The 26,943-nt window shown below is 46.9% G+C and carries 29 protein-coding genes and 1 riboswitch; of the genes, 21 read left to right on the top strand and 8 right to left on the bottom strand.

What is annotated here, in order from left to right; all coding sequences use genetic code 11:
- Positions 1-25: 25 nt before the first annotated feature.
- Both MHI52_RS03115 and MHI52_RS03120 read right to left on the bottom strand, forming a co-directional pair.
- Positions 26-343 carry a hypothetical protein gene (locus MHI52_RS03115; protein ID WP_127551127.1) on the bottom strand — a complete coding sequence of 106 codons (318 nt, stop codon included), beginning with the start codon at positions 341-343 and terminating at the stop codon, positions 26-28.
- A gap of 20 nt (positions 344-363) precedes the next feature.
- Positions 364-2,946, bottom strand: a complete 2,583-nt coding sequence (locus MHI52_RS03120) for a UvrD-helicase domain-containing protein (RefSeq protein WP_405158428.1) — start codon at positions 2,944-2,946, stop codon at positions 364-366.
- A 349-nt stretch (positions 2,947-3,295) separates the two neighbouring features.
- Between MHI52_RS03120 and MHI52_RS03125 the strand changes: the two genes are divergently transcribed.
- Both MHI52_RS03125 and MHI52_RS03130 read left to right on the top strand, forming a co-directional pair.
- A complete protein-coding gene (locus MHI52_RS03125) occupies positions 3,296-4,108 on the top strand; it encodes a zinc ribbon domain-containing protein (RefSeq protein ID WP_405158429.1) in 813 nt (270 codons plus the stop codon).
- Between the two features lie 73 nt (positions 4,109-4,181).
- Positions 4,182-4,988, top strand: a complete 807-nt coding sequence (locus MHI52_RS03130; RefSeq protein WP_340937105.1) for a helix-turn-helix domain-containing protein — start codon at positions 4,182-4,184, stop codon at positions 4,986-4,988.
- 269 nt (positions 4,989-5,257) lie between these two features.
- Here MHI52_RS03130 and MHI52_RS03135 read toward each other — a convergent pair whose 3' ends face one another.
- Entirely contained in the window at positions 5,258-5,950 is a 693-nt protein-coding gene (locus tag MHI52_RS03135; RefSeq protein WP_282319527.1) for an NUDIX domain-containing protein, read from the bottom strand.
- A gap of 79 nt (positions 5,951-6,029) precedes the next feature.
- On the opposite strand from MHI52_RS03135, the gene MHI52_RS03140 reads away from it, so the two are divergent.
- Positions 6,030-6,332, top strand: coding sequence for a hypothetical protein (locus tag MHI52_RS03140; protein WP_017690846.1), 303 nt, complete (start codon positions 6,030-6,032; stop codon positions 6,330-6,332).
- A gap of 239 nt (positions 6,333-6,571) precedes the next feature.
- On the opposite strand, the gene mscL is transcribed toward MHI52_RS03140, so the two are convergent.
- Together mscL and MHI52_RS03150 are read right to left on the bottom strand one after the other, a co-directional pair.
- Positions 6,572-7,066 (bottom strand): large conductance mechanosensitive channel protein MscL, encoded by a 495-nt coding sequence (mscL, locus tag MHI52_RS03145; protein WP_036613199.1) that lies wholly within the window; start codon positions 7,064-7,066, stop codon positions 6,572-6,574.
- A gap of 271 nt (positions 7,067-7,337) precedes the next feature.
- A riboswitch (purine riboswitch) is annotated at positions 7,338-7,437 on the top strand.
- 96 nt (positions 7,438-7,533) lie between these two features.
- Positions 7,534-7,680, bottom strand: coding sequence for a hypothetical protein (locus MHI52_RS03150; protein WP_157116037.1), 147 nt, complete (start codon positions 7,678-7,680; stop codon positions 7,534-7,536).
- 57 nt (positions 7,681-7,737) lie between these two features.
- Between MHI52_RS03150 and MHI52_RS03155 the strand changes: the two genes are divergently transcribed.
- The 3 genes from MHI52_RS03155 to MHI52_RS03165 all read left to right on the top strand — a co-directional run bounded on the left by MHI52_RS03155 (position 7,738) and on the right by MHI52_RS03165 (position 11,239).
- Entirely contained in the window at positions 7,738-8,325 is a 588-nt protein-coding gene (locus MHI52_RS03155) for a xanthine phosphoribosyltransferase (RefSeq protein WP_036613196.1), read from the top strand.
- 1 nt (position 8,326) lies between these two features.
- Positions 8,327-9,688 carry a nucleobase:cation symporter-2 family protein gene (locus MHI52_RS03160; protein ID WP_405158430.1) on the top strand — a complete coding sequence of 454 codons (1,362 nt, stop codon included), beginning with the start codon at positions 8,327-8,329 and terminating at the stop codon, positions 9,686-9,688.
- Positions 9,689-10,426: 738 nt separating this feature from the next.
- Complete coding sequence (locus MHI52_RS03165) at positions 10,427-11,239, top strand: DUF418 domain-containing protein (RefSeq protein ID WP_282319523.1); 813 nt, start codon at positions 10,427-10,429, stop codon at positions 11,237-11,239.
- A 96-nt stretch (positions 11,240-11,335) separates the two neighbouring features.
- Here the strand turns inward: MHI52_RS03165 and MHI52_RS03170 are convergent, their stop codons facing one another.
- Positions 11,336-11,674: a DUF4870 domain-containing protein gene (locus MHI52_RS03170; RefSeq protein WP_047840268.1), complete on the bottom strand. Its 339-nt coding sequence runs from the start codon at positions 11,672-11,674 to the stop codon at positions 11,336-11,338.
- 242 nt (positions 11,675-11,916) lie between these two features.
- Here MHI52_RS03170 and MHI52_RS03175 point away from each other — a divergent pair, with 242 nt between their 5' ends.
- The gene (locus MHI52_RS03175; RefSeq protein ID WP_405158431.1) at positions 11,917-13,218 is read left to right on the top strand and encodes a hypothetical protein; all 1,302 of its coding nucleotides are present in this window, start codon (positions 11,917-11,919) and stop codon (positions 13,216-13,218) included.
- Positions 13,219-13,326: 108 nt separating this feature from the next.
- On the opposite strand, the gene MHI52_RS03180 is transcribed toward MHI52_RS03175, so the two are convergent.
- Positions 13,327-13,602, bottom strand: coding sequence for a transposase (locus MHI52_RS03180; protein ID WP_405158432.1), 276 nt, complete (start codon positions 13,600-13,602; stop codon positions 13,327-13,329).
- Between the two features lie 399 nt (positions 13,603-14,001).
- Here MHI52_RS03180 and MHI52_RS03185 point away from each other — a divergent pair, with 399 nt between their 5' ends.
- The 9 genes from MHI52_RS03185 (at position 14,002) to MHI52_RS03225 (ending at position 21,616) form a co-directional block, all read left to right on the top strand.
- Positions 14,002-14,190 (top strand): hypothetical protein, encoded by a 189-nt coding sequence (locus MHI52_RS03185; RefSeq protein ID WP_017690840.1) that lies wholly within the window; start codon positions 14,002-14,004, stop codon positions 14,188-14,190.
- 133 nt (positions 14,191-14,323) lie between these two features.
- On the top strand, positions 14,324-15,085 hold the full coding sequence (map, locus tag MHI52_RS03190) for a type I methionyl aminopeptidase (RefSeq protein ID WP_076319471.1): 762 nt from the start codon (positions 14,324-14,326) through the stop codon (positions 15,083-15,085).
- Positions 15,086-15,650: 565 nt separating this feature from the next.
- Positions 15,651-16,703, top strand: coding sequence for a cytochrome c oxidase subunit II (gene coxB / locus MHI52_RS03195; RefSeq protein ID WP_047840266.1), 1,053 nt, complete (start codon positions 15,651-15,653; stop codon positions 16,701-16,703).
- Positions 16,704-16,774: 71 nt separating this feature from the next.
- Positions 16,775-18,625: a cytochrome c oxidase subunit I gene (gene ctaD, locus MHI52_RS03200; protein ID WP_370511460.1), complete on the top strand. Its 1,851-nt coding sequence runs from the start codon at positions 16,775-16,777 to the stop codon at positions 18,623-18,625.
- Positions 18,622-19,248 (top strand): cytochrome c oxidase subunit 3, encoded by a 627-nt coding sequence (locus MHI52_RS03205; RefSeq protein ID WP_047840264.1) that lies wholly within the window; start codon positions 18,622-18,624, stop codon positions 19,246-19,248. The genes ctaD and MHI52_RS03205 overlap by 4 nt, the downstream gene beginning before the upstream one ends.
- A gap of 3 nt (positions 19,249-19,251) precedes the next feature.
- Entirely contained in the window at positions 19,252-19,572 is a 321-nt protein-coding gene (locus MHI52_RS03210) for a cytochrome C oxidase subunit IV family protein (protein WP_036613178.1), read from the top strand.
- A 108-nt stretch (positions 19,573-19,680) separates the two neighbouring features.
- Positions 19,681-20,604: a cytochrome c oxidase assembly factor CtaG gene (gene ctaG / locus MHI52_RS03215; protein WP_127551107.1), complete on the top strand. Its 924-nt coding sequence runs from the start codon at positions 19,681-19,683 to the stop codon at positions 20,602-20,604.
- A 34-nt stretch (positions 20,605-20,638) separates the two neighbouring features.
- Positions 20,639-21,103, top strand: a complete 465-nt coding sequence (locus tag MHI52_RS03220; RefSeq protein ID WP_405158433.1) for a DUF420 domain-containing protein — start codon at positions 20,639-20,641, stop codon at positions 21,101-21,103.
- Positions 21,104-21,244: 141 nt separating this feature from the next.
- Complete coding sequence (locus MHI52_RS03225; protein ID WP_036613171.1) at positions 21,245-21,616, top strand: hypothetical protein; 372 nt, start codon at positions 21,245-21,247, stop codon at positions 21,614-21,616.
- 110 nt (positions 21,617-21,726) lie between these two features.
- Here the strand turns inward: MHI52_RS03225 and MHI52_RS03230 are convergent, their stop codons facing one another.
- The gene (locus tag MHI52_RS03230) at positions 21,727-22,056 is read right to left on the bottom strand and encodes a hypothetical protein (protein WP_405158434.1); all 330 of its coding nucleotides are present in this window, start codon (positions 22,054-22,056) and stop codon (positions 21,727-21,729) included.
- A gap of 200 nt (positions 22,057-22,256) precedes the next feature.
- On the opposite strand from MHI52_RS03230, the gene MHI52_RS03235 reads away from it, so the two are divergent.
- The 5 genes from MHI52_RS03235 (at position 22,257) to MHI52_RS03255 (ending at position 26,572) form a co-directional block, all read left to right on the top strand.
- Positions 22,257-22,970, top strand: coding sequence for a hypothetical protein (locus MHI52_RS03235; RefSeq protein ID WP_405158435.1), 714 nt, complete (start codon positions 22,257-22,259; stop codon positions 22,968-22,970).
- 89 nt (positions 22,971-23,059) lie between these two features.
- Complete coding sequence (locus MHI52_RS03240; protein WP_036613231.1) at positions 23,060-23,449, top strand: GntR family transcriptional regulator; 390 nt, start codon at positions 23,060-23,062, stop codon at positions 23,447-23,449.
- 15 nt (positions 23,450-23,464) lie between these two features.
- Positions 23,465-24,361 carry an ABC transporter ATP-binding protein gene (locus MHI52_RS03245; protein ID WP_047840261.1) on the top strand — a complete coding sequence of 299 codons (897 nt, stop codon included), beginning with the start codon at positions 23,465-23,467 and terminating at the stop codon, positions 24,359-24,361.
- Between the two features lie 20 nt (positions 24,362-24,381).
- The gene (locus MHI52_RS03250) at positions 24,382-25,284 is read left to right on the top strand and encodes an ABC transporter ATP-binding protein (protein WP_036668607.1); all 903 of its coding nucleotides are present in this window, start codon (positions 24,382-24,384) and stop codon (positions 25,282-25,284) included.
- Positions 25,277-26,572: an ABC transporter permease gene (locus tag MHI52_RS03255; RefSeq protein ID WP_405158436.1), complete on the top strand. Its 1,296-nt coding sequence runs from the start codon at positions 25,277-25,279 to the stop codon at positions 26,570-26,572. Before MHI52_RS03250 ends, MHI52_RS03255 begins: the two co-directional genes overlap by 8 nt.
- The last annotated feature ends 371 nt before the right edge of the window (positions 26,573-26,943 follow it).

A 26,943-nucleotide genomic window follows, 5' to 3' on the forward strand; every position in this document is an offset into this window, starting at 1 on the left:
ACGAGCTACTATGCTCGTGTGTTATTTACTCATCCACATGTTCAGTCACATATGACCAGCCATTACCTTTACCTTCTAATCGACTTTGTTCAAAAAAGTCAATTCCATCTACTGTAATACTGACTGACACGAGTGATGGTTCATCTTTAACGGGATTAACGACGATGAACCCTTTATCCAATAGATAAGTAATGGTTCTAAGTCTCTCAATATGTGATTGTGGAAAAAGTTTTTCTTTGGGAGCGATATAAGCCGGATTTTCGGTAAACCACATATCGTACAATTCCTGTAGGGTGTCGAATCTTTCTTGAATCCGCTCTTTAATAATCATCTCTAACTCCATAAGGGACCTCTTCCTTTGAGTTATTTCCCAAATCTCCCCGTTACGGGCACCTGGCGGGTGCCGGCCTCCATCGATCCTGAACACAGGGGACAGGCGGGAGGGCCCGAGGATGCCTTCTTGGTTGCTTTTGAAGGCACAGCCGGCTTCTGTCTTAGCCACGCTTTACAGGTGGATGAACTACACTTCCAGACCGCAACGGTCTCCGTACGCTCAGCATTACCTGAACCTGAAGTGTGCGAATGTGAACTGGAGGAACTTGCAACTGTTGGACTCAGACCTGTGGTGCTGAATGCCTTATGGTTGCGAATCTCCCCAATACCACGCCGTTCACTGAGGCGATCCTCATCACGTTCGTTGTGGACCTCGTAGTCACGACGGTCACTGTGGCTGATGGCACGACGCTGTGCCGCATCCCGACCTTCTGAACGGGCACCTGAGCCGGACGAGCGGGCATACTGTCCGTTGCCTTTACCATATGAAGCCTGACTGCTCGTCCGGCTCTCCTCACGAGGTTTGCGTTTGTCCGGTACTTCCATGCCGAAGGCTTCAAGCAGGAAACGGGACACATCCGCTGGTTTTCCGTGATGGCTCGCCGGTGAGGTGACATACAAGTACTGCTTGGCCCGTGTGATGGCAACGTAGGCGAGCCTGCGTTCTTCCTCCAGCGCCATGTCCAGTTCGGCATCTGTCTGCTGCATAGCAAGCGCAGCTTTCTGATCCTCGGGAATATCCTGGCGAAGTGCTGTACTGTGAGGCACAATGCCTTCACTGGCTCCAATCCAGTACACACAAGGGAACTCCAATCCTTTGGCCCGGTGGATCGTCATCAGCTGTACCGCGTCACTATCCTGCGCACGACGCAAAGATTCCATCTCACGGTGTCTGCGGGACAGCTCATCCGCGAATTGGATGAACTCTTCTACCGTTTCGAATTTTTTGACAGCAGCTTCGAATTCATCCAGAGTTTCCAGCATCGTTTCCTTATAGTGGGTGAAGATGCTGGGATCACCACTTTCCATATACTTGTCGTAGAACTGCCTGCGCATCTCCTGAATGGCGATGATGGGTTTTAGTTTGTGCAGTGATTTGATCAGCTTGATGCGTTCCTTGACCTGTTCCTGCTGGAACGGTTTCAGCTTGTCCCATTTCACCAGATGGATGAGCGGATATTTCTTCGCCTGTTGTTGTTCACAACGCTGAATCCACTCCAGCCCTGCATCCCGTGATACATAGAGCGGACCCAGTGCACTTGGAAGAGCATCCATGGCTCGTGGGTCAAGGGACAGACGCAGATGATCCATCAGGGGTCTGATGAGAGACTGGTCATAGAACACCGGAGAAGCACCATGCTGTACAAAAGGCACATCTTTCAACACAAGCTGCTCAAATACAGCCCGGCTGCTGCTGGCTGTCCGGTGAAGAATCGCAATATCGCGATAGGTGTGTAGTCCTTCTTCAACCTGCTGGCACAGCTGGTTTACAACCCACGCCGCTTCTTCCTCTGCATTGGAAGGTGTAGCGAAGCGAGGCGCATCTCCGCGGTTTCCAGCGGCACGTAGCCGTTTGTCACGTCTGCGTTTATTGCGGGCGACCAGTTCACTTCCGAGTCCCAGAATGCGTGCATCACTACGATAATTGATATCCAGCGTCACAATGCGTGCGCCGGGGTATACTTTATCGAATTCCAAAATTGATTCCTGGCGTGCGCCATTAAAGGTATAGATCGTCTGGTCATCGTCTCCCACAACCATCAGATTGCGGTGAGCGGAAGCCAGTTTTTGCACAATTTCATACTGCAGATGGTTGGTATCCTGGAACTCATCCACCATAATGTACTGGAAACGCTTCTGAAGCGGCCCCAGAACAGCAGGATCACGAAGCAGCGCGGCTGCCCGTAGTAAAATATCATCAAAATCCATTTTGCCGCGATCCTGCTTCCAGGCTTCGTAACCAAGCAGAACACGCTTGGCATCGCGTTCTTCCTGTGATTTTTCAGGCAGATCGGTTGTTTCCGATCCTTGCATCTTCCATGCGGACAGCATAGCCAGCAGACTTTCAGGCTGGAAGGCTTCACTCATGCCATTTTGGCGAAGAAGCATCTTCAGCACCGTATGCTGGGCTCGCGACTCGCCAAAGATCTCTTCCTGCACACCGTAATGACGCAATAATGTCAGCGCAAAAGAGTGGAAGGTGCGAGCCTGTACGGCTCTCGCGGCTGCCGGGCGTATGCCTGGCAATGCGGCGATCCGGTCTTTCATCTCGGTGGCGGCTTTGTTCGTGAACGTCACCAGCAGGATACTGCCTGCATGTACGCCACTGACCTCTATGAGGTAACCGGCTCTTGCAGCCAGTACAGTTGTTTTGCCACAACCGGCTCCGGCGAGAGTCAGAATCGGTCCTCTGCCGTGACGGACTGCCGAGATTTGTGGTGCGTTTAACTTGATGCCTGCCTCTTCCAAAGAACGAAAATAAAAGGCATCCTGTTGATCATTGCCCACGAGTTGCCGACTGGTCTCCAGCGGAGCAGACGGGGACTGGGGTAGGGACGCCGCCGGGGTAACCCCGAGCGGACGGGGGTAGAACGTTGAGTTCGGACTTAACATGTTTCATCCACCTCTGTATGCATTCAGGGATAGGACTATCCCGGCTAAAAGTAAACCATTTGCCCTTTTCACAATCGCATTGTAAATTGGTATGATAGAGTTAGTCGCCTAATCAGGCGGTTAAGTATGGTCAAAGCTTCATTATACCCGAACATATGGTCTTGACGAAAGCCCCCGATTTCATCCAGTATCGGTATAAAACGGGCACCTGCACGAGATTACGCAACTTTTTGGCATGATATCGTATAAGTTATATGCCTGAGCATTTTGCATGAAGGATGTAATATGCTAATTTACTACTAAATAGAAATGATAATATTGGTTTTGACGGGACAGAGGAGGAATGGTCATGAAACTGCTTCAGCGCATCAAAGACGGAGCGAACAAAGCAACAGAGCGTGCCCAACACGCCGTTGAGATTGGGAAACTGAACAACCAGATTGTGGGCTTGCAACAGGAACAGGAAGTCCATTTTACAGATATGGGTCGCATCTTCTATGAGGGTTATCGGGCACAGGATATGACGCGTGCAGAAAAAGAGATGGTGGATCTGTCGCAGCTCTGCGACGAATTGCAGGACGAGATTGATGGTCTGCGCAACAAGATTGCACAACTTAAGAACGAACGGTTGTGCGAGTGTGGACACGTCGCTTCCCTGGATGCCAACTTCTGCCCTAAATGCGGACGTAAGTTGGGTGAACTCAAGACAGCAGCGCCTAAAGTAGCAGCAGGAGTTGCAGGAGCCACCACAGCCGCAAGACAGGAGGCAGCTGTAGCTCAGACCCCAGCTCCAGAGCCGGACTTCTACGATGCGCCACCTGAGTTGGAACTGGAGGAAGATGAGCCGTATCATACGGTCATTCCGTCCATAGCGGATCTGGAAACGGAATCGGAATATAACAGTACGGAATTTACCCAGGAAGAAAAGGAAGCGTTTGATGCCGAGTGGGAACGTCGCAGAGATGAAGAGATGCAACGGGAACGTGAGCGCCAGCAGGAACTGGACGAACGCATCCGCTACTGGAAAGAAAACAATCCGATCGTGAACACGGTGGACGTACAGACCGAAGTATCACGTGAAATGGTGAATTGTCAGATTTGTGCAGCCGAGCTACCCAAAGGGTCGAAGTGGTGCCCGCGCTGTGGTGCCGAACAGATCTGATCTGATGCAGTAGAAGCACTGCCGCATCATTTTGAGGCAGTGCGGGTTGCTGACAGCATGGGGGGACGGGAATATGGACCAACTGCTGCATCATTTGCGTCATCTCGGGTTTACCGAGATGGAATCTAAAATTATGGTGGAACTCGCCCGTCAGGGATCAGCCTCAGGATATGAGGTTGCGAAGCGGCTGGGCGTGTCCCGTTCCAATGTATATGCGACCCTGCAACGGCTGGAACAGCGTGGGTTCTTGCGGTGTAGTCCAGGGGAACCGGCGAAGTATAGTGTGCTGAAGCCGGAGGAGATGACACGTATGATCTCCGATCAAATGCGTACCTCGCTGGATTATGTCCAGAGCAGCATGCCGAAGAGTGAACCGGAGAAGCCTGTCTTCTATAACGTCGAAGGTGACAAAAATGTGTTTGAGAATCTGAGCCGTGAATTGGCCGAGGCTCAGCATGAGATTGTTGTAGACGTTTGGCGTGAAGAGGCAGAGCTACTGCGTAATGACTTACAGCAGGCTGAAGCTCGGGGTGTGCGGCTGTTATGGTCGTGTGATGGTGGCGAAGGCATGCTTGATCAGCCTGTTCCTTGGCCGGGTTTGCCTATGTATGGTACAGGTAATGGTCGGAAATTTTCCCTGGTGGTGGATCGCCGCTGGTGCATGTTAGGCATGCGCGGTGAATCATGCGCCACACAGGCACTAGTTACGGAGCATCCGGTAATGACCGGACTGCTGCTGAATCATTTTGCTCAAGAGCTGGTCTTGTACGAATTGGAACAGGATATGGGGGAGGAACTGGAGTCACGCTATGGGCACCGGTACGAAGAACTCTCTGCGCGTTATTGGTCTTCTCCTTCAGGAGAGGGTGACCAGAGCTAGACAGATCGGCGACTAATTCACCTCTGATGGAGTGAACATGCCAGCACATAGGTACCTATCCTGACGAAACGAATACGTGTGTACATAAAGCAGGCGCTGCCCAAAGGCAGACGCCTGTTTGTGCTGGTTTGAGAGATGACAGTGATGTTCGTCACAGCATCTGTTCCCAGTCAAGTCGATAGTAAAGGTATGAAGTTATGCTATTTTTGAGAAAATGAAGCTATGAACATTCGATTGAACTAGATCGGGTTGAACAGGATTGTACACGATCACTCTTTGGGCACGTGATACAGAGCTTCCAGCACGTCCGTATAATAAGCTGTACCATGGGGTACAAATTCCGTTGCCCGAATCTCGCGAACGATACGTTCCGGCTCATCAGCTGCATGATCACTTAATGGGTCCTTATGACCGATGGAATGTGGCGGTGATGTCAACGGCTGAGTCTGAACTCCGGTAGCTTGAATGACGTCGATCTCATTACGAAACAAAGCGAGTAGATCATCCAGCGGCACTTCATACAGACTATCCACCTCGCTGGGCTGCAGAACGTAGGCTTCGAGCGGCTGGTTCAGACATAATCCATAGACGGCGCTGAATTCCCGATCTATGAATGGGACACCACGCACCTCTCCTTGGAGCTGCTGTGTAGCCGTGAGTAGATAGGTTAGTGCCTCGAATGGAGTATAAACACCCAGTTCTTCCTCCAGCTCACGACTGGCGTCTTGCAGTTGTTCACCTGCGGTAAGATGGCCTGCTGCTGTAATGTCGTAACATCCGGGAAAGGTATCCTTAATATCACGCCGCCGCTGAAAAAGAACCTGTCGCTGCTCGCCTTCGTCACGCACAATCCAGCAGTGGAATGAACGGTGCCAATATCCCTTGGCATGGACCTCGCTGCGTAGTGAAGTGCCGATCCAATTTTGCTGATCGTCATAAATGTCGAAACGTTCTGGGGTCATGAAACGTATCTCCTTATATAGCAGATTTTAAAGTTCAAAATTTCACAAAGTATGTATTAAACGAAAGGGGAACGATCGTATGGAATGCATTGTACACTTTCAGGTGATTTATCCGCAACCTCAGGAACGTAAAAGTCTTAGAGGACTTATATTTGTAGGGCAAGGTCAGGAACCGGCTAACAGTCAGTTAAGCAGCATGTTTAAGGATATGGGATTTAATGTACGTTTGGAAGATGAGGCCCAGTTGTTATTCAAGCCAGTGGATGCTTCGGCAAACTTTGAATATATTCGTGTGACAGAGCTTGATACTGGAGAAGAAGTTTACAAAGAAGATAAAGATCTGAAGTCGATCCTGGAGCATTTGCTGCCACGCCGCTTCTAATTCATGAGCATGGCCGCGAATGAAATTCATGGGGGAGTATATGTAATACATGTATGATAGGCACAAAAAAGGCCCCACCTTTACGGTGGAACCTTCAAACCTTTAAGCTACGCAACCCATAGTTAATGAAGCCCATATGGCTAGCTTTTCATACATAAACCCTAGCAAGTAAGAGGTTGTCCCCCGCATCAGGATTTATCCGTAATTCAACTCGGTGCGTCTTTAAACGTTCATTGTAATTATGCTAGAGCGCCGGTGCCTTCAGCTTCGAGCTCTGAAGTACAGTGCGAGCAGCGGGTAGCTGCGGCTGGAATTTCCGATAGGCAATACTTGCAAGCCTTGGTCGTTTTTTGCGGCTCGGGCTTTTTGTGTTCTTTGCTTTTCAGATAGTTGATGCCCTTCACAAGCATGAAGATACAGAACGCAACGATAAGAAAATCAATCATGACGTTGATGAACTGTCCATAAGCAATCACGGTAGCCCCAGCTTCGTTGGCTTGAGCGAGGGTGGTGATGTCCTGTCCGTTTGCTGTTTTGATATCCCGGTCCAGGTTGATGATTTTCTGACTGAAGTCGATTCCACCCATCAGTTTTCCAACCGGGGGCATGATGATATCATTCACAAGGGATGTGACAATTTTACCAAAAGCAGCCCCAATAATGACACCGACCGCCAGATCGATGACGTTGCCGCGGACGGCAAATTCCTTGAATTCGTTAAGTACGCCTTTCATGTTTGCATATCTCCTTTGATCATTCAATTCAAAATATAGGCCGCGTTTCCATCCATTCTCCGTTCAGATCCGCGCTTCCGTTCTCATATTGTACATAAAAAATAGATTCCTATCACCCCCTGTTTGCAAATTAAGACAAGTTTCCGCAACTTCCATGAAAATACTTCTTTATTTCACGGCGTCGATTCGGTATACTTCTAACATTGTCAGTTATGTTTAACCTTTTACATTCAGGTTCGCGATCATACATTGTAACGAATCATGGAGCCAAAAAATTAAATATGCCGTTACTCGTATATGTGCAGGAATAGGCCTGCATGTCTCTACCTGATCACCGGAATGATCGGACTACGGGAAAGATGTTGCAATGTTTTGTATGGTTGGCATGAGATCATTCTCAGACAGTTTGACTGAAGAGCAGGTTCAAGTGGCTTTTATCTGTTTCTGACTACACTGTTTGAGGTTTCTCACAGCAGGATTGAACTCCTGTCATTCTGTCCATCCAGTACACTTGCAGCATCCATACGGCTTGTCCATATACGTACAAGTCCGTCTTTCCCGTCTCCGGTTATTCCGCAGCGTGTGAAAAGGCGGGCTTTTTGCTTTTTTACCATGCGATTGGAAGAGCATGTGAGCTTCTGTGCGGAGGGCATTCAGGGGGAAGAATTACAATGCAATTGTTAAAAGACAAGGTAAGACAGGAAGGCATTGTCCTGTCCGAGCAAGTACTCAAAGTGGATTCATTCCTGAACCACCAGATGGACCCGGTTCTGATGAAGGAAGTAGGTAAAGAGTTCATTCGCCGCTTTGAAGGTGAGAATATCACACGTGTGCTGACGATTGAGTCGTCAGGGATCGCTCCGGGCATCATGACTGCGTTGGAGCTGAACGTGCCGCTGATCTTTGCACGGAAGCAGAAGTCGCTCACACTGACAGAAGATATTCTGGTAGAGAAGGTCTACTCCTTCACGAAGCAGGAGACCAATGAAATTACCGTTGCCAAGAAGTTCATGAAGCCTGGTGATCGCGTACTGATCATTGATGATTTTCTGGCGAATGGTGAAGCAGCATTTGGTCTGGCTCGCATTGTGGAGCAGGTTGGAGCAGAAGTGGTGGGTATCGGTATTGTTATTGAAAAAGCATTCCAGCCGGGAGGTCGCTTGCTGAAAGAAGCAGGATACCGTGTGGAATCGCTGGTTCGCATCGGGGCACTGTCGGATGGACAGGTTACATTTGCGGACGAGGAGGGCACGAACTAATATGGCACGCGAACGTATTTTTCAGCGGCATCGGCATCCAATCAAAACGTTCTCCCTCGGACTACAGCATGTGCTTGCGATGTATGCAGGAGCCGTCGTTGTCCCATTGATCGTCAGTAATGCATTGGGTTTTACACAGGAACAACTAACCTATCTCATTGCCATTGACCTGCTCGCATGTGGTGTGGCTACACTGCTCCAGGTATGGGGAAATAAATATTTCGGCGTAGGGCTGCCTGTCATGCTCGGTTGTGCATTCCAGGCTGTGTCCCCGATGATCCTAATCGGGATGAACAGTGGGGTATCTGCCATTTACGGAGCGATTATTGCCTCAGGGCTGTTCGTATTGATCTTCTCCGGAATCTTTGGGAAGCTTATTCGGCTCTTTCCACCAGTGGTTACGGGGTCGGTGGTTACGATAATCGGTTTAACCTTGATTCCCGTTGCTTTCCACGATCTGGGCGGCGGTCAGGGATCAGAAGATTTCGGCAGCGGAGTTAATCTCATGCTCGGTTTCGGCGTGCTGCTCTTTATCATTTTAATGACTCGATTCACTACAGGTTTTATCCGTTCCATCTCGGTACTGATTGGTCTGCTTGTAGGTACGATTGCGGCAGGGTTTATGGGCGAGGTTAATTTTGCCCCTATTCGCGATGCAAGTTGGTTCCACGTTGTTCAGCCGTTTTACTTCGGCAGACCGACATTTGAGATTGTACCTATTCTGACGATGATTCTGGTGGCGATTGTCAGCGTGGCCGAGTCCACAGGTGTATTTATGGCTCTGGGCAAAATCCTGGACAAGGACCTGTCGTCCAAGGATCTGGCGCGCGGTTATCGCGCAGAGGGCCTAGCCATTGTGTTAGGCGGGATTTTCAACTCGTTCCCGTATACAACGTATTCGCAAAATGTAGGGCTGGTACAGATGACACGTGTGAAGACACGTGATGTCATTGTGGTGGCTGGTGTAATCCTGGTGATCATTGGATTTGTACCAAAAATTGCAGCCCTCGCACAGCTCGTTCCAGGGGCAGTACTTGGCGGAGCCATGGTGGCCTTGTTTGGCATGGTGGTATCATCAGGCATTCGAATTATCGGCAGTCAGGTTGATCTGAACCGACATGAGAATCTGTTTGTCATCGCTTGTTCTGTAGGTATGGGGCTTGGGGTTACCGTTGTACCTGAGTTGTTCGCAGGAGCACCGGCCTGGGCTCAGATTATGCTCGGTAATGGTATCATCGCAGGCAGCTTCACGGCGATCTTCATGAACCTGCTGTTTAATGGTCTGGGTACCAAGGAAACGGCTGCCAAGATGGCTGAACAACAGGCAGATGCCATCCTTGGAGAGACGGGCAAGTCAGCTTAAATTAGCTGAAGTAGGCTAGGGTTATCATCCAGCAGGATTGTTATGTTAACTGTTATGAATAGACGATACACAAGATGAATAATGAATCAGGTTAATCATGGTGATATACAGCATGAATGGTTTATGACATACATCGTTTATGCTATGAATATTCAATCCCATGAACAAATGAAAGAGACACTTTTAGATGCGAAACACCGAAGATACAGACTCAGCAGAGTCGTGTTTTCGGTGTTTTTTTTATTTTGTTTATCATCAGCATAGAGTCCAATGTGCTGCTGTACAGGAACAATACAGGAACAAGACCTTATGCCGGATGTAAGAAGTTATTCACCTAATTCGATGGCAAGCCATGTTGTATGAAGGATAGACTGTTATCATGCATGGGGATATACACCAAAGAGATAAGCGATCCAATCGCTTTTTGATTACATAATAATAATTTCACTGGGAGGAACGATGAATTATCAACCTGTATCAAAACAAGATCGAATGAAGTTTCTGGATTTGTTTCGAGGGTTTTCCTTGATAGGCCTACCATTCGTAAATATATTGGCATTGTGGGTTATGTTGAAGCCGGATACTCGTGTAGATTTTTGGATCCAACGAGCATTATATTTTTTGGTGGAGGCACGTTTTTACGATATCTTCTGTTTTTTATTTGGCCTTGGATTTTATCTTTTTCTAAGCCGGTCAGCTCCCAAAGGTCAAACCAAGCTGTTTCTCTATATCCGCAGGATGCTTATTTTATTAGCGCTGGGATATATTCATCAACAGTATCAGTCTGGAGAAGCTTTATTTCTTTATGCCATCATAGGGTTGGTTGTCATTCCGTTATATTGGGCACCTCGAACTGTGAATTTGGTGCTCGGTGTGGTGGGATTCAGTGCGGCCGCCGCGATAGGTGTCAAAATGCTAACGATTCCTTTTTTAATTATACTGGGATTGTCAGCAGGCCAATATCAACTGATGGAGAAGATCCAGAAAGGACTCCCGTATCTGGGCAGAATCTGGTTCATTTCATTCATCGCTTCTACGGTGGGGATCGGTATCATGTGGTGGGTTGCTCCTCCGGATGCGATGAGTCCGTTTCTATACGAAGTGATTGGTGCGAGCCTGCCTGTTGCTGAGCAAGCCAATATGGATGCTGCTTTTCGATTAGAACATATCGGTGTGGCAATTGGTCCGGTGGTATCCATCTTTTATCTAAGTACATTACTGAGATTGAACCAGAACATGACCTTTGCCAAAATGTTAAGTCCCCTGCATGCATTCGGACGAATGGCCCTGACCAATTATATTGCACAGACCATCATTTTGTTGGTGGTATACCAACTCATATTTGCAGATGCTGCTGTATCGTATACGGTGTCTACCCTTGTGTGCATTGGCATGGTTATTGTACAAGTCATCGCGAGTAATCTGTGGATGCGCTGGTTCCAGTATGGGCCGCTGGAATGGGTATGGAGATGTGGTACTTATCTAAGTTTCATTCCGATCCGGAAAAAGCATTCTAAGCCACGTGTTCATGACAAAAGGGTGAGAGGTTGACTCTTTTTCCTCGTTATAATCAAAGACGATCCACATCCGATTGAACGGAAATGGATCGTCTTTTCTTTTTGGAACACGTCTACCTTCTGCCTGAAGTTACAGATGACGCAGCTGTTTTTCTGCAAAATCGCCAACCCACGGCAGTTTTAGCCATTTCCCCTGTAAGCTGGTAACGACCATAATAAGCCAGACCACTACACCAAGCAGGGATAACAGCGATGCCACCAGTGGTCCGAACAACGGAAGGAAAGCCGATAATACATGCCCGACCATAATGATGCCAAAGACCGTTACAGATTGCAGCGCATGAAATAACACGAACCGGCTCCGCTTCTCCACAGCGAGAAAGACAATCCCACCTACAAAGGTAAACAGATAACAAAGCATACCGGCAATATTTTCATCCAGACCGCTAGACGATTTCATGGGGGACATCCGGTCTAGCCTCCTTTGTCCTTTTTAACTAAGCTATGAAGGAGATGGACAGAACTGAACCGGTTTGGTTAAGGAATGTTCCAGATGAACAAAAGAAAATAATATATAGGTAAACATGTGAGACTATAGATTCATTTAGAAATTCAAGTGCGTAAACACACATACAATTTGAGACTTTCTGCATATTCAAAATATTCCATTAAACCCCGATTTATATATAGTGATATATAATATCTTTTTAAGTGAAAGATTACTTTTTATATAATATTTTCCTAGTACATAAGTTTAACCAAGGAGTGGAAGAAATTTTGTATCACACAGAGCAAGAGCATTGTCCTGAATGCGGACATCAAATGGAGGTAAACCCAGGGTACATGACCTGGTGTGAGAAGTGTAATTGGAACATTTATGGGGAAGGGGATCAAGGTAGAGAATTCATATCTGAGAAATTGAACAACGAAACAAGGGAACAATCTTCTGATCCATTGCTTAAGGAATTCAAGTACAGTATCAATAGAGAGATTCCCTTTACTAAAAAGAGTATATTTACCTATTTGATTGCCCTTCTAGTCCATAGCTCAACATTAGCTATTTTAGGATTGGCAATTTATTTCTTTTCAACCACTTCTTCTTGGCTCTTTGTATTAGGTATTGCCCTGGTACTTCTATGGATTACGATTATCTTGCCGTATCGGAAACGTCTTCCAGGTAGAATCATCAGAAGAGATGAGTTTCCCGAATTGTATGGGATGATTGATGAGATTGGGGAGCGTATGAATGTTCCGCCTGTGGATATGATTCTCATCAATGAGGAATATAACGGGTACGTACTACATCTCAAAAGAAAAAAGAGAGCTATCGTCTTGGGAATCCCTTTGTTTGCAGCCTTGACACTAGAGGAGAAGGTAGCCGCAATTAGTCATCAAATGAGTCAGTTGGCACACCCCAACATATCTAATAGCTCTTTCGTTGAACGTGCCAAACACGTGCTTCATTCCTGGCTCGACACGATTAATCCGGAGGGAAGCGGTTTATTAACTTGGGTAGTATTCCCAATCATCATATTTCGTCTATTGTTGCTTGCCATTGTTGGTGGGATATATGTCTTATTGCTTTGGAGCATGAGGCCTGAGATGCAGCGAGTTTTCTACATCGCAGATCATGAAGCTTCGGAGACAGCTGGAAGTAAAGCCGTAGAGTCTTTGTTCTTAAAGTCTGAGATGGCAGGCCTTTTTGCACTTACAGCTGAGCAAGTGGCAGAATATCAGTACAACAAGGAATTGTATGAGGAATTCAGAAGTCGTATTTCTGCCGTTCCAAGCCAAGAGATTCTTCGACTTCAACGTTTGCAGGTAACACGTGATACCCAGGATCATGCGTATCATCCTCCAACAATGTATCGCATTGAATTGATAAGAGAGCATTGGGCAATGATTCCGGGTTATCGGCCTGATGCAGCCAGAGAACGGAAAATCAACGAGGAATTTCGTCTATTGGAACAGAGCTCCCAGAAAATTCTACTGAGTGATTTAAGGGGAAACTAACAAAAAAATTGAAATTTATCTTAAAATGGAACAAGTGCAGTACAAGCCGATATATGGCTTGTACTGCACTTGTTTTTTTCTAGCACTACATACGTTTAACAAACAAGACTACCCGCCCTGAAACTGTCTGCGTGGGCTGTTGATCTTGCCGTTTTTATCGGTGTCGTTTTCTTTGGGAACCAACCGCTCATCGGTTCTTCCTTCGTGATGATTATCATATGCATATTCCGTCAGTTTCCATTCCGACTTGCCAAGAACGGGATCAGCCGGGAAATGTTGCCCCCGGTGCAGATGTTCCTCACGTCCGGCTTCGTTGATGTAAACTCCGTCTACTTCCACCTTTTCATGCGAAAGGGGCAGCATATCTTGTTCTTTGCGGTCCATGAGACGACGCCTCCTTTGGATACCAGTAATTTAACTGTATGGGTTGTCCGTGATAATATCCCCCGAATAGTTCAGTGTTATGCTGGATATATTAATTCCGTATAGAATGGTGGCAATCTTAACATATGATTCGGAATTAAACTTTTTGGGCATGAAAACCGTTATATTTATTAGAGGAAATCGTCAAGTCGTAAGATACTTCCGAATATGCTACAATAAGATTATGATTCATTCCGAATCATATCGGGTATTTATAGTGTCAGGTACTTGCTTTCTAGCGAGGTTCCCGACCTAAAGCTTGCTTTAAGCCGCGCACACAACTTCATGGATGGCATTTAAGACTTATTCGGCATTCTCTAAACGGAGCATTCACTTTCAACGTTTTGGGAGGGAATTACAATGGCAACGAAAGGTCACAATGAGGTCAAAGAAAGTTTGAGGGAAATGACTCGGATTTTCCGTCCTAAGGATCCAAAAAAATTCGTGAAGGAGTACGTGAGAAAATACCGGATTACGGGTGGATATGAGGAAGAATTGACTTCTGTGGTTGAGCATGAGCTTGTCAAGATGGATTCTTCCGTGTCCTGAAACAACACACAACTCTGATTATACTGTTCCGATAATGAATAGAACCGTCTCTCGGGCGTTAAGCTCCGGAAGGCGGTTTTTTTTGCGTTCCTGCTGCATATATATGGGAGTACACCTACAGCGGGAAGGATGAATGCATGTGGACCCTATTTTGAAAACCAAAGAAGAGATTGGCTACATGCGGGAAGCAGGAAGAATTTTGTGGAGCTGTCACCAGCATATTGAGCAGTGGATGATCCCCGGTATCACGACAGCAGCGATTAATGAGCGGGTGGAAGAGTTTCTGGCAGCACGAGGAGCCACACCGGAGCAAAAAGGGTACAAAGGATATCCGTACGCGACGTGTGCCTCTGTCAATGAAGTGGTCTGCCACGGATTTCCTGGGGAAGAGGAGCTGGCGAGTGGGGATGTAGTGACCATCGATATGGTGGTAAACAAAGACGGCTGGCTTGCTGACTCGGCCTGGACATATGGAATTGGTGAAACAAGCAGATCTATTCGCAAGCTGATGAGACGCACGGAGAAGGCACTTGAGCGGGCGATTGCCCAGGCAGTTCCAGGGAATACACTCGGAGATATTGGAAGTGCCATTGAACGAACAGCCAGACTGTATCGGTACGGGATTGTGAAGCCTCTCATCGGTCATGGGATTGGTCAATATATTCATGAACCCCCAAATGTTCTGCCTTATGGCAAACGTAGAACGGGCACGATGCTCACCGAGGGCATGGTTATTACGATTGAACCAATCTTTACAAAAGGCAGTTCTGGGGCCGTTGTCTGGGATGAAGATGGATGGACGGTAAGGACGGTAGATGGCAGCTGGGGGGTCCAGTATGAGCATACGGTTGCGATTACTGGGAATGGCCCCTTGATTCTGACCGATGGCACGTGAGATGAACTCAGTGAAGAAGAGGGCTTGAGTTGAACTTTCTCAGAAATGCTCCATGCTGTTTTGAGCTTGAAGATAGCGGTATGGAGCGATAGGCATGTCTTCTGAATGGATATGGAAGAGGTTTTCCATAAATTCTGATCTTTCTTTTGCATAATAGCACATGTTTTCATTGTGAGAAAAATCACCAATAAATCGAGTTTTATCACCGAAATTTGGCAAAAATTTTCAAATGTAGAGTGTAATACTTTTAACTGAAATCGTTTGCAAATCAAGTTGTAGAGCGGTTTTTTACATAAAGTGAACAATTTGTGAACATGTGTCCAAAGATTGACAAAATCATACCCTCAACTTATATTTAATAAGTGATTGAAGCATATAGAATGAATTGGAAGAATGCGCAGACATGCCCTGAGCAGGAAATCACGGGAGTACTGGAAGCGTTATTTTTCTAAGCGTTCTGTATGATGAAGAGGATTATGCGTATCGTGCTGAAACGTACCTTTTGTTGCCTTTCTACCGAACGACAACGGTAATCTACGAAAACGTAAAAAAGTGGGGTAGATCAATGATGAAACAGTGGCAGGTTGCAAAGCGAATTCTCCCCTTGCTGGCGGTGTTCTCTTTGCTGCTATCCGCATGCGGGCGGGAAGACTTGTCGGTAATGAAACCTCAGGGTCCTGTAGCGCAAGGCCAATATGATCTGATGAAGTTATCCATCGCGATTATGATCGTGGTGCTCATCATTGTATTTGCCATAGCGGCCTATGTTCTGATCCGGTTTCGTAGACGAGCTGGGCAGACTGAGATGCCCGAACAGGTTGAAGGTAATTTCAAGCTGGAAGTAATCTGGACAGCCATTCCGTTATTGCTGGTTATTGTTCTAGCAGTACCGACGGTCCAAACGATTTTTGCCCAAGGCGAAGATCTGTCCAATGACAAAAATGCACTTAAGGTCCAAGTCACCTCGCATCAGTACTGGTGGGAATTCACTTATCCTCAATATGACGTAACCACCGCTCAAGATCTCATCATCCCGACCGGAACAAAAATTGCATTCGAATTAAAAACCGCTGACGTGCTTCACTCCTTCTGGGTGCCGTCACTTGCGGGCAAAATGGACACAAACCCGGATGGAACACTTAACAAGTTCAGTTTCTCTGCACCGAATGAAGGCGTTTACCGTGGTAAATGTGCCGAATTATGTGGCAGATCGCATGCTTTTATGGAGTTTAAGGTAAAAGCAGTGAGTCAGGAATCCTTTGACAGATGGGTGAACCAGATGAAAGCACCTGCAGTCCTTCCTGAAGACACTCAATTGGCCGAAAAGTTCAAAACAAACTGCCTTTCTTGCCACGCTGTTGGTGATCAAGGTGGACCGGTTGCACCTAACCTGACGGGAATCGGCGGCAAGGAATCTGTCGCAGGCATTTTGCTGAATTCTCGCGAGGGACAGGAAGAAGGTAGTCCGGTACTGGATAACATGAAAGAATGGCTCCATGATCCACAATCCGTGAAGCCGGGCAATACCATGCCGAATCCCAAAGATCTTGGGTTGACGGATGAAGAAATCGACGGAATTGCCGAATATCTGGCCAACTACAAATTGGACTATGAATAGAACAGCAAGGACGAAGAAGGGGGTACACAACCTTGGCTCATGCGCATAGCGTCAAGAGGTACAGGGGCTTGATGGATTGGATCACCACCGTCGATCACAAAAAAATCGCCATTCTCTATTTGGTTGCGGGTGGATTTTTCTTTGGAATCGGCGGCATTGAAGCCATTTTGATTCGGATTCAACTGATGAAGCCTATGAATGATTTTGTATCGGCACAGGTCTTCAACGAATTGATTACAATGCATGGAACAACGATGATTTTCCTTGGTGTCATGCCACTTATTTTTGCCATTATGAATGCTGTCGTGCCTTTGCAGATCGGGGCACGGGACGTTGCTTTCCCGTTTCTTAACGCGCTGGGTTTCTGGACATTCCTCTTTGGTGGATTGTTGCTGAACCTGAGCTGGGTTATGGGCGGAGCACCGGATGCGGGTTGGACCTCATATACGCCGCTTTCGGGCAGTGAGTATAGTGGAACGCATGGTGTGGATTTCTACACCATCGGCCTTCAGATCGCGGGTCTGGGAACGCTCATCGGGGGCATTAACTTTCTCGCAACGATTATTACAATGCGTGCTCCAGGCATGTCTTACATGCGGATGCCGATGTTTACATGGACGACATTTATTACATCTGCCATTATCCTTTTTGCTTTTCCTGCCATCACGGTAGGGCTTGTACTTTTGACGTTTGACCGTATACTGGGAGCGAATTTCTTCGATGTAGCAGGTGGCGGTAACCCGGTACTCTGGCAGCACATCTTCTGGATCTTCGGGCACCCGGAAGTATACATTCTGATTTTGCCGGCATTTGGTATTATCTCGGAGGTTATTCCGACCTTCTCGCGTAAACGGTTGTTCGGATACAGCTCCATGGTATTTGCCACCATCCTGATTGCCTTTCTGGGCTTCATGGTATGGGCGCATCACATGTTTACAACAGGTCTGGGTAATGTAGCCAACGCGCTTTTCTCCATCTCCACGATGTTGATTGCCGTACCTACCGGGATCAAAATCTTTAACTGGCTCTTTACGATGTGGGGTGGACAGATCCGCTTTACCGCGGCAAACCTGTTTGCTGTTGGATTTGTCCCAACCTTCGTTATGGGTGGTGTTACAGGCGTTATGCTGGCATCTGCTCCGGCAGACTTCCAGTTCCATGATACGTACTTTGTTGTAGCCCACTTCCACTACGTTATTGTAGGGGGACTCGTACTTGGATTGTTCTCGGGACTGCATTACTGGTGGCCGAAGATGTTCGGACGTATTCTCAGCGAAACACTGGGCAAATGGACGTTCTGGACATTTATGATCGGTTTCCAATTAACGTTCTTTGTACAGCATTTCCTCGGTCTGATGGGGATGCAGCGCCGGATCGTTACATACTTGCCGAATCAGGACTTTGACCTGCTCAATCTGGTCAGCTCCGTCGGTGCGTTTCTAATGGGTGTTGGGGTTATCATGTTCCTCGTGAACATCGTGATCACAATGAAAAAACCGGCTGGCGCGCCAAACGATCCGTGGGAAGACGGCCGTACACTGGAATGGTCTATTCCATCTCCGCCGCCGGAATATAATTTCAAGCAGACGCCGCTGGTACGCGGAATTGATGCATATTGGAAGGAAAAAATGGCAGGACATACGGAGATGACACCGGCAGAACCTGTAGGTTCGATTCATATGCCTTCAGCAACGCCGTTGCCGTTTGTAATGTCAGTAGGTATCTTTATCGCCGGACTTGGCTTGATGTTCAGCAATGATGAATTTGGTAATGCATTTATGAATGTCATTTTCAACAATTATATTGTAGTTATTATTGGTCTCGTAATCACATTTGGTGCAATGGCACTTCGTTCACTTTATGATGATCATGGCTGGCATATTGAACCGGAGGATCAGGATGAGAAGGGGGCTAGAACATGACAACCTCACATGCCGAACCGGTGAACGACAAATTGCCGCATGAACCGGAGAAAGCAACGCTGGAAGGCCGTAACAAGCTTATCGCCTTCTGGTTGTTCCTTGGCGGCGAGACGGTACTGTTCGGTACACTCTTTGCTACCTTCCTGGCTCTTCGTGGCCAAACCAATGATGGACCTACGGCGAATGAACTGTTCCACCTGCCACTTGTGGCCGCTGCAACGTTCATTCTCCTGGTCAGTAGTTTGACAAGTGTATTTGCGATTCAGGCCATGCATAAGGGCAAGCGAGATGCACTGGCGTTGTGGCTTGGCATCACGGTAGTACTGGGTATGGGATTTCTCGCACTGGAAATTTACGAGTTCTACGAGTATGTGAAACATAAAGAGTTTGGCATGACCACGAGTGCATTCAGTTCAGCATTCTATACACTGGTCGGGTTCCACGGAGCCCACGTTGCTTTTGGTATTGTGTGGATCGGAATCATTATCGGTCAGCTGTTCAAAAAAGGATTGACGGTCGTAACCGCACCTAAAGTATACGTCTCCGCAATGTACTGGCACTTTATTGACGTGGTATGGGTGTTCATCTTTACGGTCGTGTACCTGCTCGGAAAGGTGGGGTAGCACATGTCGGCACAGGATAAGACAGATCAACAGCCTGTGAAACACCGTCACCGGACGGAAGGGCCACAGAAACACGTCGTGGTGTTTATCTTCTCCATTATTCTTACGCTGATTGCGTTTGCGGCTGCTTCTGCCGGAGGGGTCAACACAACCTTTATCATTATTATTTTGCTCGTCATGGCTATTCTTCAAGTATTCGTTCAATTGGGTTATTGGATGCACTTGAAGGACAAAGGGCACTTGATGCCGATTCTGTTCATGGCCTTTGGCTTTTTCGTAGCCTTTACGTGCATCATTATGGCACTCTATTGGGTCTGGTGGTAAAAGAGATGGCGGCGGCGCATTGCCGCCGTCTTTTCCCCTTTTTGGCGAATGAATCTTCTCAAAGTAATGAAGGTAACAACCAAATCAGGTCACGGGGAGGTTTCCCGTATGCTCGGGTTGCAATATTTTAGCTTCAACGATTTATGGAGTCCGCTTATACTGGCTTTATTTCTGATCATTGCTGCGGCTTATCTGGTGCTTGTGGGACCGTTAAGCGAGCAAATAAAGGATGCAGAACCTGCGACTGCTGCACAGAAAATCATGTTTATTACAGGACTGTTTGTCCTGTATCTGGCTCAAGCTGGACCCTTTAATCTGCTTGGTCACGTGATGTTTAGCTTCCACATGGTAAGTATGGCGTTCTCCTATCTGGTAGCTCCGCCGCTGATGATGAAAGGTTTGCCGATCTGGGTATGGCGCAGAATCGTGCGCTGGTTGCCTACACGACAGCTATCGTTCCTGGCTCATCCGATCGTTGCGGCAGTACTCTTTAACGGGCTGTTCTCGCTGTATCACCTACCGATTGTGCATGATTACGTCATGCTGAATTTTACCGTTCACCGGTTGTATTATATTGCGCTGTTCATCACCTCGATGCTCATGTGGTGGACATTGCTGAATCCGTTGCCAGAAGGCAGACAAGCATCGGGGTTATCCAAGATTGGTTTTATTTTTCTGAATATGGTACTGCTCACGCCTGCGTGTGGATTGATTATTTTTGCGGCCGAGCCGTTGTATCAGACGTACAGCAACCCGGCCGTATGGGCTGAAGCAATGCGGTATTGTGTGTCTGGAGATTCTACGGCATTACTTCGCTCATTCGGTGGGCCTGCGTTCTTCAACTTCCTGTCTTCTGCGAAAGAAGATCAGCAGGTCGGTGGCATTGTCATGAAGTTTATTCAGGAAGGAATCTTTGCCTCGATGCTGGCTTATGTCTTTTTCCAATGGTATCGGAAAGAGAAGCAGGAAGATGATGATGATTCGTATCCTGCAGGGGGCGCAGGAGGGCCGCTCAATCCGGCTGCCAAATAATGAAGTAATGTTCTGACAAGAGGGGGAACACACGATGGATATGTATTTTTGGCTACCAACGATCAGTACTTCTTTCATTGTGATTAGTGCAGTACTGGTGGGGATTGGATGGGTACTGATTATTCGGGGGAAACGTGAGGCTCATCAGTCCGCCATGGTAGCAGGTGCGATTGCAGCTCTAATCTTCTTTGTGATCTATATGTCTCGTACAGTGTTCGTGGGAAATACGGCTTGGGGCGGGGACCCGGATCTGGAGATCTTTTATCGGATATTTCTGATCTTTCATATTATCCTGGCTACCGTGGCAGCGATATTTGGCATCTCCACACTGGTGCTGGGGTTCAAAAAGAAGTTCGGAAAACATCGCCGCTGGGGTAAGTACACGTCCATGATCTGGTTCGGGTCAGCGCTAACAGGTGTTGTTGTGTATGTTCTTCTATATCTCTTATATCCTGGAGGTCATACACGTCCGGTATGGGAAGTTATCCTCGGCGTATAAAAGTTGAGATATAACCTCCTGTTACTTGGGCGGCGTCACTACTCTCTTCTGAAAATATGAAAATGGACGAATCTAGCAGATCATTCGTCCACGCTTCCTCTCTCATTCATTCATAGAATGAGTTCGAGAGGGGGAAACAAAATGAAAAAAACAGTCAACGTCAGTCAAACGTATCCACGTCTTACCGTGTATTCAGAAGAGAACTACAGAGGGAGAAGCCGCATCTATCGTGGCAACACGGGTCTTCGTAACCTGGACAATATTTTGGATGGGGTGGAGAGCCTGCGCTTTTTCTCAACAAGTTCCAATGCAACACTGGTTGTGTTTACACGTCCTAACTTCCAAGGTGGATTCCGAGTCTTCCGAGGCAACACCAACTTGAGAGATTTGGATGATCTGATCCGTGGCAATGACGTGGAATCCCTGATCTCCACCAATCAACGGTTAACGCTGGCTCAGATTCGCGCAATCCGCAGGGATCGCAGTCTGCCTAGTGGCTATAACCTCGTTTAATCGTAAGGCCTCTTCTTCTAACAGGTGCTAGAGAGCGGCAAAGGGCTGTACCCGAATTGTGTTTACACAATAACGGGTACAGCCCTTCTTTTGTGATTGGGAAATGATGTTTAATCCCCGCCACCCCCACTGTCTCCGCCGCCACTATCCCCACTGCTGTCATTGCTGCTACCACTATCGCTGTTGTGATGAGAATGTGTGCCTCCTGAAGAATCTGAATCATGATGTTTGTGATCCGGTGTGTGTCTAGCATGTCGATCGTAGGAGTCATCTCCCATAATGACCGGATATCCCGAAGCAGAGTCGGTATGACCGTTGTTACGGCGGATGCGGTGTCTGCCTTTTTTGGCAGAATGACGATGAGGCTCATCCCGGAGGACCAACCAGATTACGACGATAAGGAAAAGGAGGACAAATCCGATCTCTATCAGCCAATCCATAGCTGTAACCTTCCTTTCTATGATTCGTTACTATAATTTATTTTAACGTAAATTCGTACTGTGTCCCATCCCGTCTTCCTGATTCAGGAAAATTAGGGGTTGACGGGATGAGAAATAGGTCTGTATACTGTGTATATTGATATATACAGTAATCACAGTAAGCAACATGAGTGAATGACAGATGAAAGGCAGGCATGCATATGAACGAATGGAAGCAGGCGTGGTGGTTGACCCGCAGCCAGATGAGTAAGGATAGGCTCCAATGGCTATGGTCTGCATTATTCATGATATACACTGGCGGTATGAGCGGTGTGATGTTTTTAGGACAACAACAGACAGATATTATTAATCCAGTAGTGGATTCCTTCTTTTTAATCATGTTGCCATTTCAAGGGTTTATGTTCTGCAGGCGCTCCTTCCGTTACATACAGGAAGATTCTTATACGCAGATGCTGGCCTACTATCGTAGAATTCCCATTCCTGAACAAGTGGTGATGTGGTCCAGGCTACAGCAGTCTCTGATGGCGTTTAAGTACAATGGAATCTTTTTCTACGGATCGTTATACGTGGTTAACCTTCATGCCGAAGGATTCCGATGGGATCAGTATCTGGCCTTTAGCCTTACCTGTACAGGTTATGGCCTTTTGGTAACAGGGTTCTATATTTACGGAGAGTTTCTGAACAGTGGCAAGAAATACTTGCTTCTCAGTATGCTTTTTATACCATTCGCCATTGGCATATCCATACTGATTCGAATATCAGGCAGTTACGGATTGCGGATTGTAATGGATGGAAGTAAATCATGGGGGCTGCTTTCCCCGATCATGTGGATTTCTCTGGTGGCTGGCGTAGCGGGATTATGGCTGTCTAGTCGTTTTACGCTGAAGAAGCTGGTTCATCGGGATTTGAATTAAAATGAGAATTGAGCTTATGTACGAATACAGGATGAAACCGGCACGGTCAGGTAACAGACTGGAGTGTACCGGAGGGCGAGGTGCAAGATGTGAAAATACCCATTCAAATTAATGAAAATAGCGCTGAACCTTTATACCACCAAATTGAAAATCAGTTAAGATCGTTAATTATTACGGGTCAGTTGGGGGAGGGAACACATTTGCCGTCCATTCGTGAGTTCGCCGGAGCACTGAATTGCAGTGTTATTACGGTTAGACGGGTCTATCAGGATCTGGAGAATGAAGGCTTGCTTCGTACGAAGCAGGGGACAGGTACATTTGTGGCCCAGGTAGAAGCCGGTGACAGAGAAAATTATAGATTAAAGGCCGCACAGGAAGCGATGCAGGCAGCGGTGCAGTCCGGGAAATCGGTAGGCTGTACGGAAGAAGAGATGGAGAGCCTATTCCGGGAAGTCCTGAAGGCTATTTACGTGAAGTAAGGGAGTGATTCATACGTGGAACCCATAGCAATCCAGTTGAACGGCGTATCCAAAATGCGAAAACGCAGAGTTATTGGCCCAATTGATCTGACCATCCCGGAAGGGTATATAGTGGCTATTCTCGGTCACAATGGTTCAGGCAAAAGCACCCTTCTTAACATGTTACAGCAAGTGGTGCTGCCAGATGCTGGGCAGATTATATGGTTTGGTCAGGAACATGATGGGCCACTTCCCATTGAACTGAGACAACAGATTGGTTTTGTGGCAGATAACGCTGGTTCAGAAGAGAACCGGATAACAGCACAAGAAGCGGCCCATTTCCGGGCGTACTGGTACCCACGTTGGGATATGAAGTTGTTCGACCAACTGATTCAGGATATGGAAGTACCTGTTGATGTGAAGCTGAACAAGATGTCCAAGGGAGAAAGGCGAAAATTTGAGATTGCAGCTGCAATTGCAGCTCGCCCAAGACTATTGCTTTTGGATGAGCCTTCATCAGGATTGGACCCTTTTGCCTGGAAAGTGATGGTTGAGCAGTTCCGTACCTTCATGGCGGGGGGAGACACCACGATTCTGATTGCCACACATATTGCAGACGAAGTCAAAAGGCTTGCGGATTACATCGTATTGATGCACCGTGGTCAGTCACTGGGGATGGCCGAGAAAGATATGGTGCTCGATCAGTGGAAAGAAGTCTGGTATGAAGGAGATTTAAGGCCAGAAAGTATTCCTGGTGTTGTGGAATCTTCTATAGAAGAGGGAGGTCTGGTTCGCGTAATTACAACCCGGGTCAGCGAGGCGCAGGAGAGGCTGGAGCTGTCCAATAACCGGGTATTGAGAATCCGTAACTTGGAATTGGATGAAGTGCTGGCATTCTGGATTGCCGGGTATGCACCCGTACAGTGGAAATAACCGAAGGGAGACGATAAATGATGAACCGATTGGAATTGAAGCAAGTCGTCAAGCAATATGCAGACAAAACAGCCGTTAATGGAGTCACGCTCAATGTAAAAGAGGGGGAGATTTACGGACTGCTCGGAGCCAATGGTGCAGGTAAAACAACAACAATGCGTATGGTGCTCGGACTGATTCACCCTGACGGAGGGAATATCCTGTACAACGGCAAGCCCTATAATACGGAGCTGCAACAGATTATGGGTTATCTTCCGGAAGAGCGCGGATTGTATCCGAAGGTGAAAGTCAGCGAACAGATTAATTACCTGGCACGACTTCGTGGTATGAATGGTAAGGACGCAGATCAGAGCCTCAAGTACTGGCTGAATCGGTTTGAGGTACCTGAGTATTACGATAAGAAGATCGAGGAGTTATCCAAAGGTAATCAGCAGAAAATGGGCTTTATCGCGGCTGTAGTGCATAGACCGCAGATTCTCATTCTGGATGAAGCGTTCAGTGGACTGGATCCTGTGAACGTGGAATTACTCAAGTCCACCGTCAAGGAATTGCGTGATGAAGGCACGGCCATTCTGTTCTCAACACACCGTATGGAGCACGTTGAAGAGTTGTGTCGTCAGATCACCATTCTGCATCGTTCCAACACGGTGGTACAAGGAGAGATCAAGGAGATCAAGAGCCGGTATCCGCGTGAACAGGTATTCCTGGGTACGATTGGTAGTGTGGAAGGACTTGAACAGTTGTCTGGTGTGAAGAAAGTCGAGCGGAATGAGCGTGGGTACCTGATACATATTAGTCAGGTGGAAGCGGCTCAAGAGATTCTCAGAACAGCCATGACCCAGACGACAGTGGAACACTTTGAACTGAAGGAACCAACGCTTAACCAAATCTTTATTCGTGAGGTAGGTGAGTCGAATGAATAAAATGGGAACGATTACGGGTTTTACATTTAAAAACAAAGTTAAAACGAAATCATTCATGGTAACGACCATTGTACTTGCACTTTTAATTTCAATTGGACTCAATGTCCCATATTTCATTACCTTATTCAACGGGGGTTCCATTGGTGGAGCTTCAAGCAGTAATCCTGTAAATATTGGTCTTTTGAGTACAGGGCAGCCTGAAGTTTCCGAGAAACTGGAGAGCTTCTCTGCGGCTCAAGGAGATCAGGCTTATCGATTCGTTACCAGTGGAGACAAAGATGAGGCGGCTCTTGCGGCGGATGTGGAAGCAGGGATTACCGATGGTTATCTGAAGTTTGAAGCTGTTTCCGGGCAAGAGTTCCCGCAGCCCATTCTATATTCAGCAGAAGACGTATCACCTCAGATCATTGCATCCATTGAAGCAGCGTTGCAGAGTGTGAAGCTGGATGTGGTTGTGAAGGATGTACTCACAGCGGAGCAGAAGGAACTGATTACAACACCTGTGAAGCTCACTGAGCAAAGTTTGAGTACAGATGAGAGCGGAGCAGGTACTGAGTCTGAAGGTAAAATGAGCCCGATTAACTATATTGTGGTGTACTTGCTGATCATCCTGCTGTTTACCTCAACGATGATGACAGGTAACATGATTGCCTCCGAGATCACAGCTGAGAAGAGCTCACGTATTATGGAGATTCTGATTACGAGTGTATCACCGCTCAGTCAGATGTTTGGTAAAATCATCGGGATTTTCATGGTGGGGATGCTGCAAATCGGGATCTTCGGAGCGGTGGTTGCCGGAAATATCTTGTTGCCGCATAACCGTGCAGTATTAGGTGATTTCAATATGAGTGTAAGTGATGTGAATATTGCGGTTATTGTGTACGGACTCATATTCTACATTCTGGGTTACTTCCTGTATGCCGTGTTGTTTGCTGCCATTGGTTCAATGGTAAGCCGTACTGAAGAACTCGGTCAGGCTGTTCTGCCGATTACGATGTTGTCGCTTGTTTCCTTCTATATTGCGATCTTCAGTATTTCTACGCCGAACATTCTGTTGTTGAAAATCGCAAGCTTCATTCCATTCACGTCGCCGACCGCGATTCTGGTTCGAATTGGCGCAGGAGTTGCGCCAACTTGGGAGATTCTAACGTCCTTAGCGATTCTCATCGTATCCATTATCATCTTCGGATGGCTTGCAGCCAAAATCTATCGCACAGGTGTGTTGATGTACGGTAAACGTCCAACCTTTAAGGAATTGTTTAAAGCCATGAAGGCATATAAGATCTAGGTTGAGTGTTTGAAGGTGTGTGTGTTGTCATAATTAGCGAGATATGCATATTTATCCATAAATATGCATATCTCTTTTTGAAATTAGCTTGTAGCCATTGGTGGCCAATTTAATGTTGAACGCGCTACATGTTGTTTAATGGTGTTCGATACAAACAGTCAAGAACGAATAATTACTTAGAAGTTATATTTAATTTGGGATGGTTGATTTTTGTATAAACAAGCTAAATTACATTCCGTAGGTCGAATTGACAATAAGTTAAGTAAATTACCTTTGTTTGTTACTAAATTTATTGAAAGTAAGAAGCATAGGCTTTTAATCGGCTGATTACAGAGAAATTTACCACAGTTCAACAAAGAACAGAAATTGAA

Origin of the sequence: Paenibacillus sp. FSL H8-0283, from assembly GCF_045040675.1 — a bacterium.
GTDB lineage: Bacteria > Bacillota > Bacilli > Paenibacillales > Paenibacillaceae > Paenibacillus > Paenibacillus amylolyticus.

Bases quoted from the DNA above. Each gene is read 5' to 3' on its own strand.
- MHI52_RS03130 (WP_340937105.1), top strand. From the start codon at position 4,182: ATGGACCAACTGCTGCATCATTTGCGTCATCTCGGGTTTACCGAGATG.
- MHI52_RS03230 (WP_405158434.1), bottom strand. From the start codon at position 22,056: ATGGATTGGCTGATAGAGATCGGATTTGTCCTCCTTTTCCTTATCGTC.
- map (WP_076319471.1), top strand. From the start codon at position 14,324: ATGCATGTGGACCCTATTTTGAAAACCAAAGAAGAGATTGGCTACATG.
- ctaD (WP_370511460.1), top strand. From the start codon at position 16,775: ATGGATTGGATCACCACCGTCGATCACAAAAAAATCGCCATTCTCTAT.
- MHI52_RS03160 (WP_405158430.1), top strand. From the start codon at position 8,327: ATGGCACGCGAACGTATTTTTCAGCGGCATCGGCATCCAATCAAAACG.
- MHI52_RS03125 (WP_405158429.1), top strand. From the start codon at position 3,296: ATGAAACTGCTTCAGCGCATCAAAGACGGAGCGAACAAAGCAACAGAG.
- MHI52_RS03150 (WP_157116037.1), bottom strand. From the start codon at position 7,680: ATGGTAAAAAAGCAAAAAGCCCGCCTTTTCACACGCTGCGGAATAACC.
- MHI52_RS03205 (WP_047840264.1), top strand. From the start codon at position 18,622: ATGACAACCTCACATGCCGAACCGGTGAACGACAAATTGCCGCATGAA.
- MHI52_RS03220 (WP_405158433.1), top strand. From the start codon at position 20,639: ATGGATATGTATTTTTGGCTACCAACGATCAGTACTTCTTTCATTGTG.
- MHI52_RS03235 (WP_405158435.1), top strand. From the start codon at position 22,257: ATGAACGAATGGAAGCAGGCGTGGTGGTTGACCCGCAGCCAGATGAGT.
- MHI52_RS03120 (WP_405158428.1), bottom strand. From the start codon at position 2,946: ATGTTAAGTCCGAACTCAACGTTCTACCCCCGTCCGCTCGGGGTTACC.
- MHI52_RS03210 (WP_036613178.1), top strand. From the start codon at position 19,252: ATGTCGGCACAGGATAAGACAGATCAACAGCCTGTGAAACACCGTCAC.
- coxB (WP_047840266.1), top strand. From the start codon at position 15,651: ATGATGAAACAGTGGCAGGTTGCAAAGCGAATTCTCCCCTTGCTGGCG.
- MHI52_RS03135 (WP_282319527.1), bottom strand. From the start codon at position 5,950: ATGACCCCAGAACGTTTCGACATTTATGACGATCAGCAAAATTGGATC.
- MHI52_RS03225 (WP_036613171.1), top strand. From the start codon at position 21,245: ATGAAAAAAACAGTCAACGTCAGTCAAACGTATCCACGTCTTACCGTG.
- mscL (WP_036613199.1), bottom strand. From the start codon at position 7,066: ATGAAAGGCGTACTTAACGAATTCAAGGAATTTGCCGTCCGCGGCAAC.
- MHI52_RS03170 (WP_047840268.1), bottom strand. From the start codon at position 11,674: ATGTCCCCCATGAAATCGTCTAGCGGTCTGGATGAAAATATTGCCGGT.
- MHI52_RS03180 (WP_405158432.1), bottom strand. From the start codon at position 13,602: ATGGACCGCAAAGAACAAGATATGCTGCCCCTTTCGCATGAAAAGGTG.
- MHI52_RS03115 (WP_127551127.1), bottom strand. From the start codon at position 343: ATGGAGTTAGAGATGATTATTAAAGAGCGGATTCAAGAAAGATTCGAC.
- MHI52_RS03165 (WP_282319523.1), top strand. From the start codon at position 10,427: ATGCTTATTTTATTAGCGCTGGGATATATTCATCAACAGTATCAGTCT.
- MHI52_RS03140 (WP_017690846.1), top strand. From the start codon at position 6,030: ATGGAATGCATTGTACACTTTCAGGTGATTTATCCGCAACCTCAGGAA.
- MHI52_RS03185 (WP_017690840.1), top strand. From the start codon at position 14,002: ATGGCAACGAAAGGTCACAATGAGGTCAAAGAAAGTTTGAGGGAAATG.
- MHI52_RS03250 (WP_036668607.1), top strand. From the start codon at position 24,382: ATGAACCGATTGGAATTGAAGCAAGTCGTCAAGCAATATGCAGACAAA.
- MHI52_RS03255 (WP_405158436.1), top strand. From the start codon at position 25,277: ATGAATAAAATGGGAACGATTACGGGTTTTACATTTAAAAACAAAGTT.
- MHI52_RS03155 (WP_036613196.1), top strand. From the start codon at position 7,738: ATGCAATTGTTAAAAGACAAGGTAAGACAGGAAGGCATTGTCCTGTCC.
- ctaG (WP_127551107.1), top strand. From the start codon at position 19,681: ATGCTCGGGTTGCAATATTTTAGCTTCAACGATTTATGGAGTCCGCTT.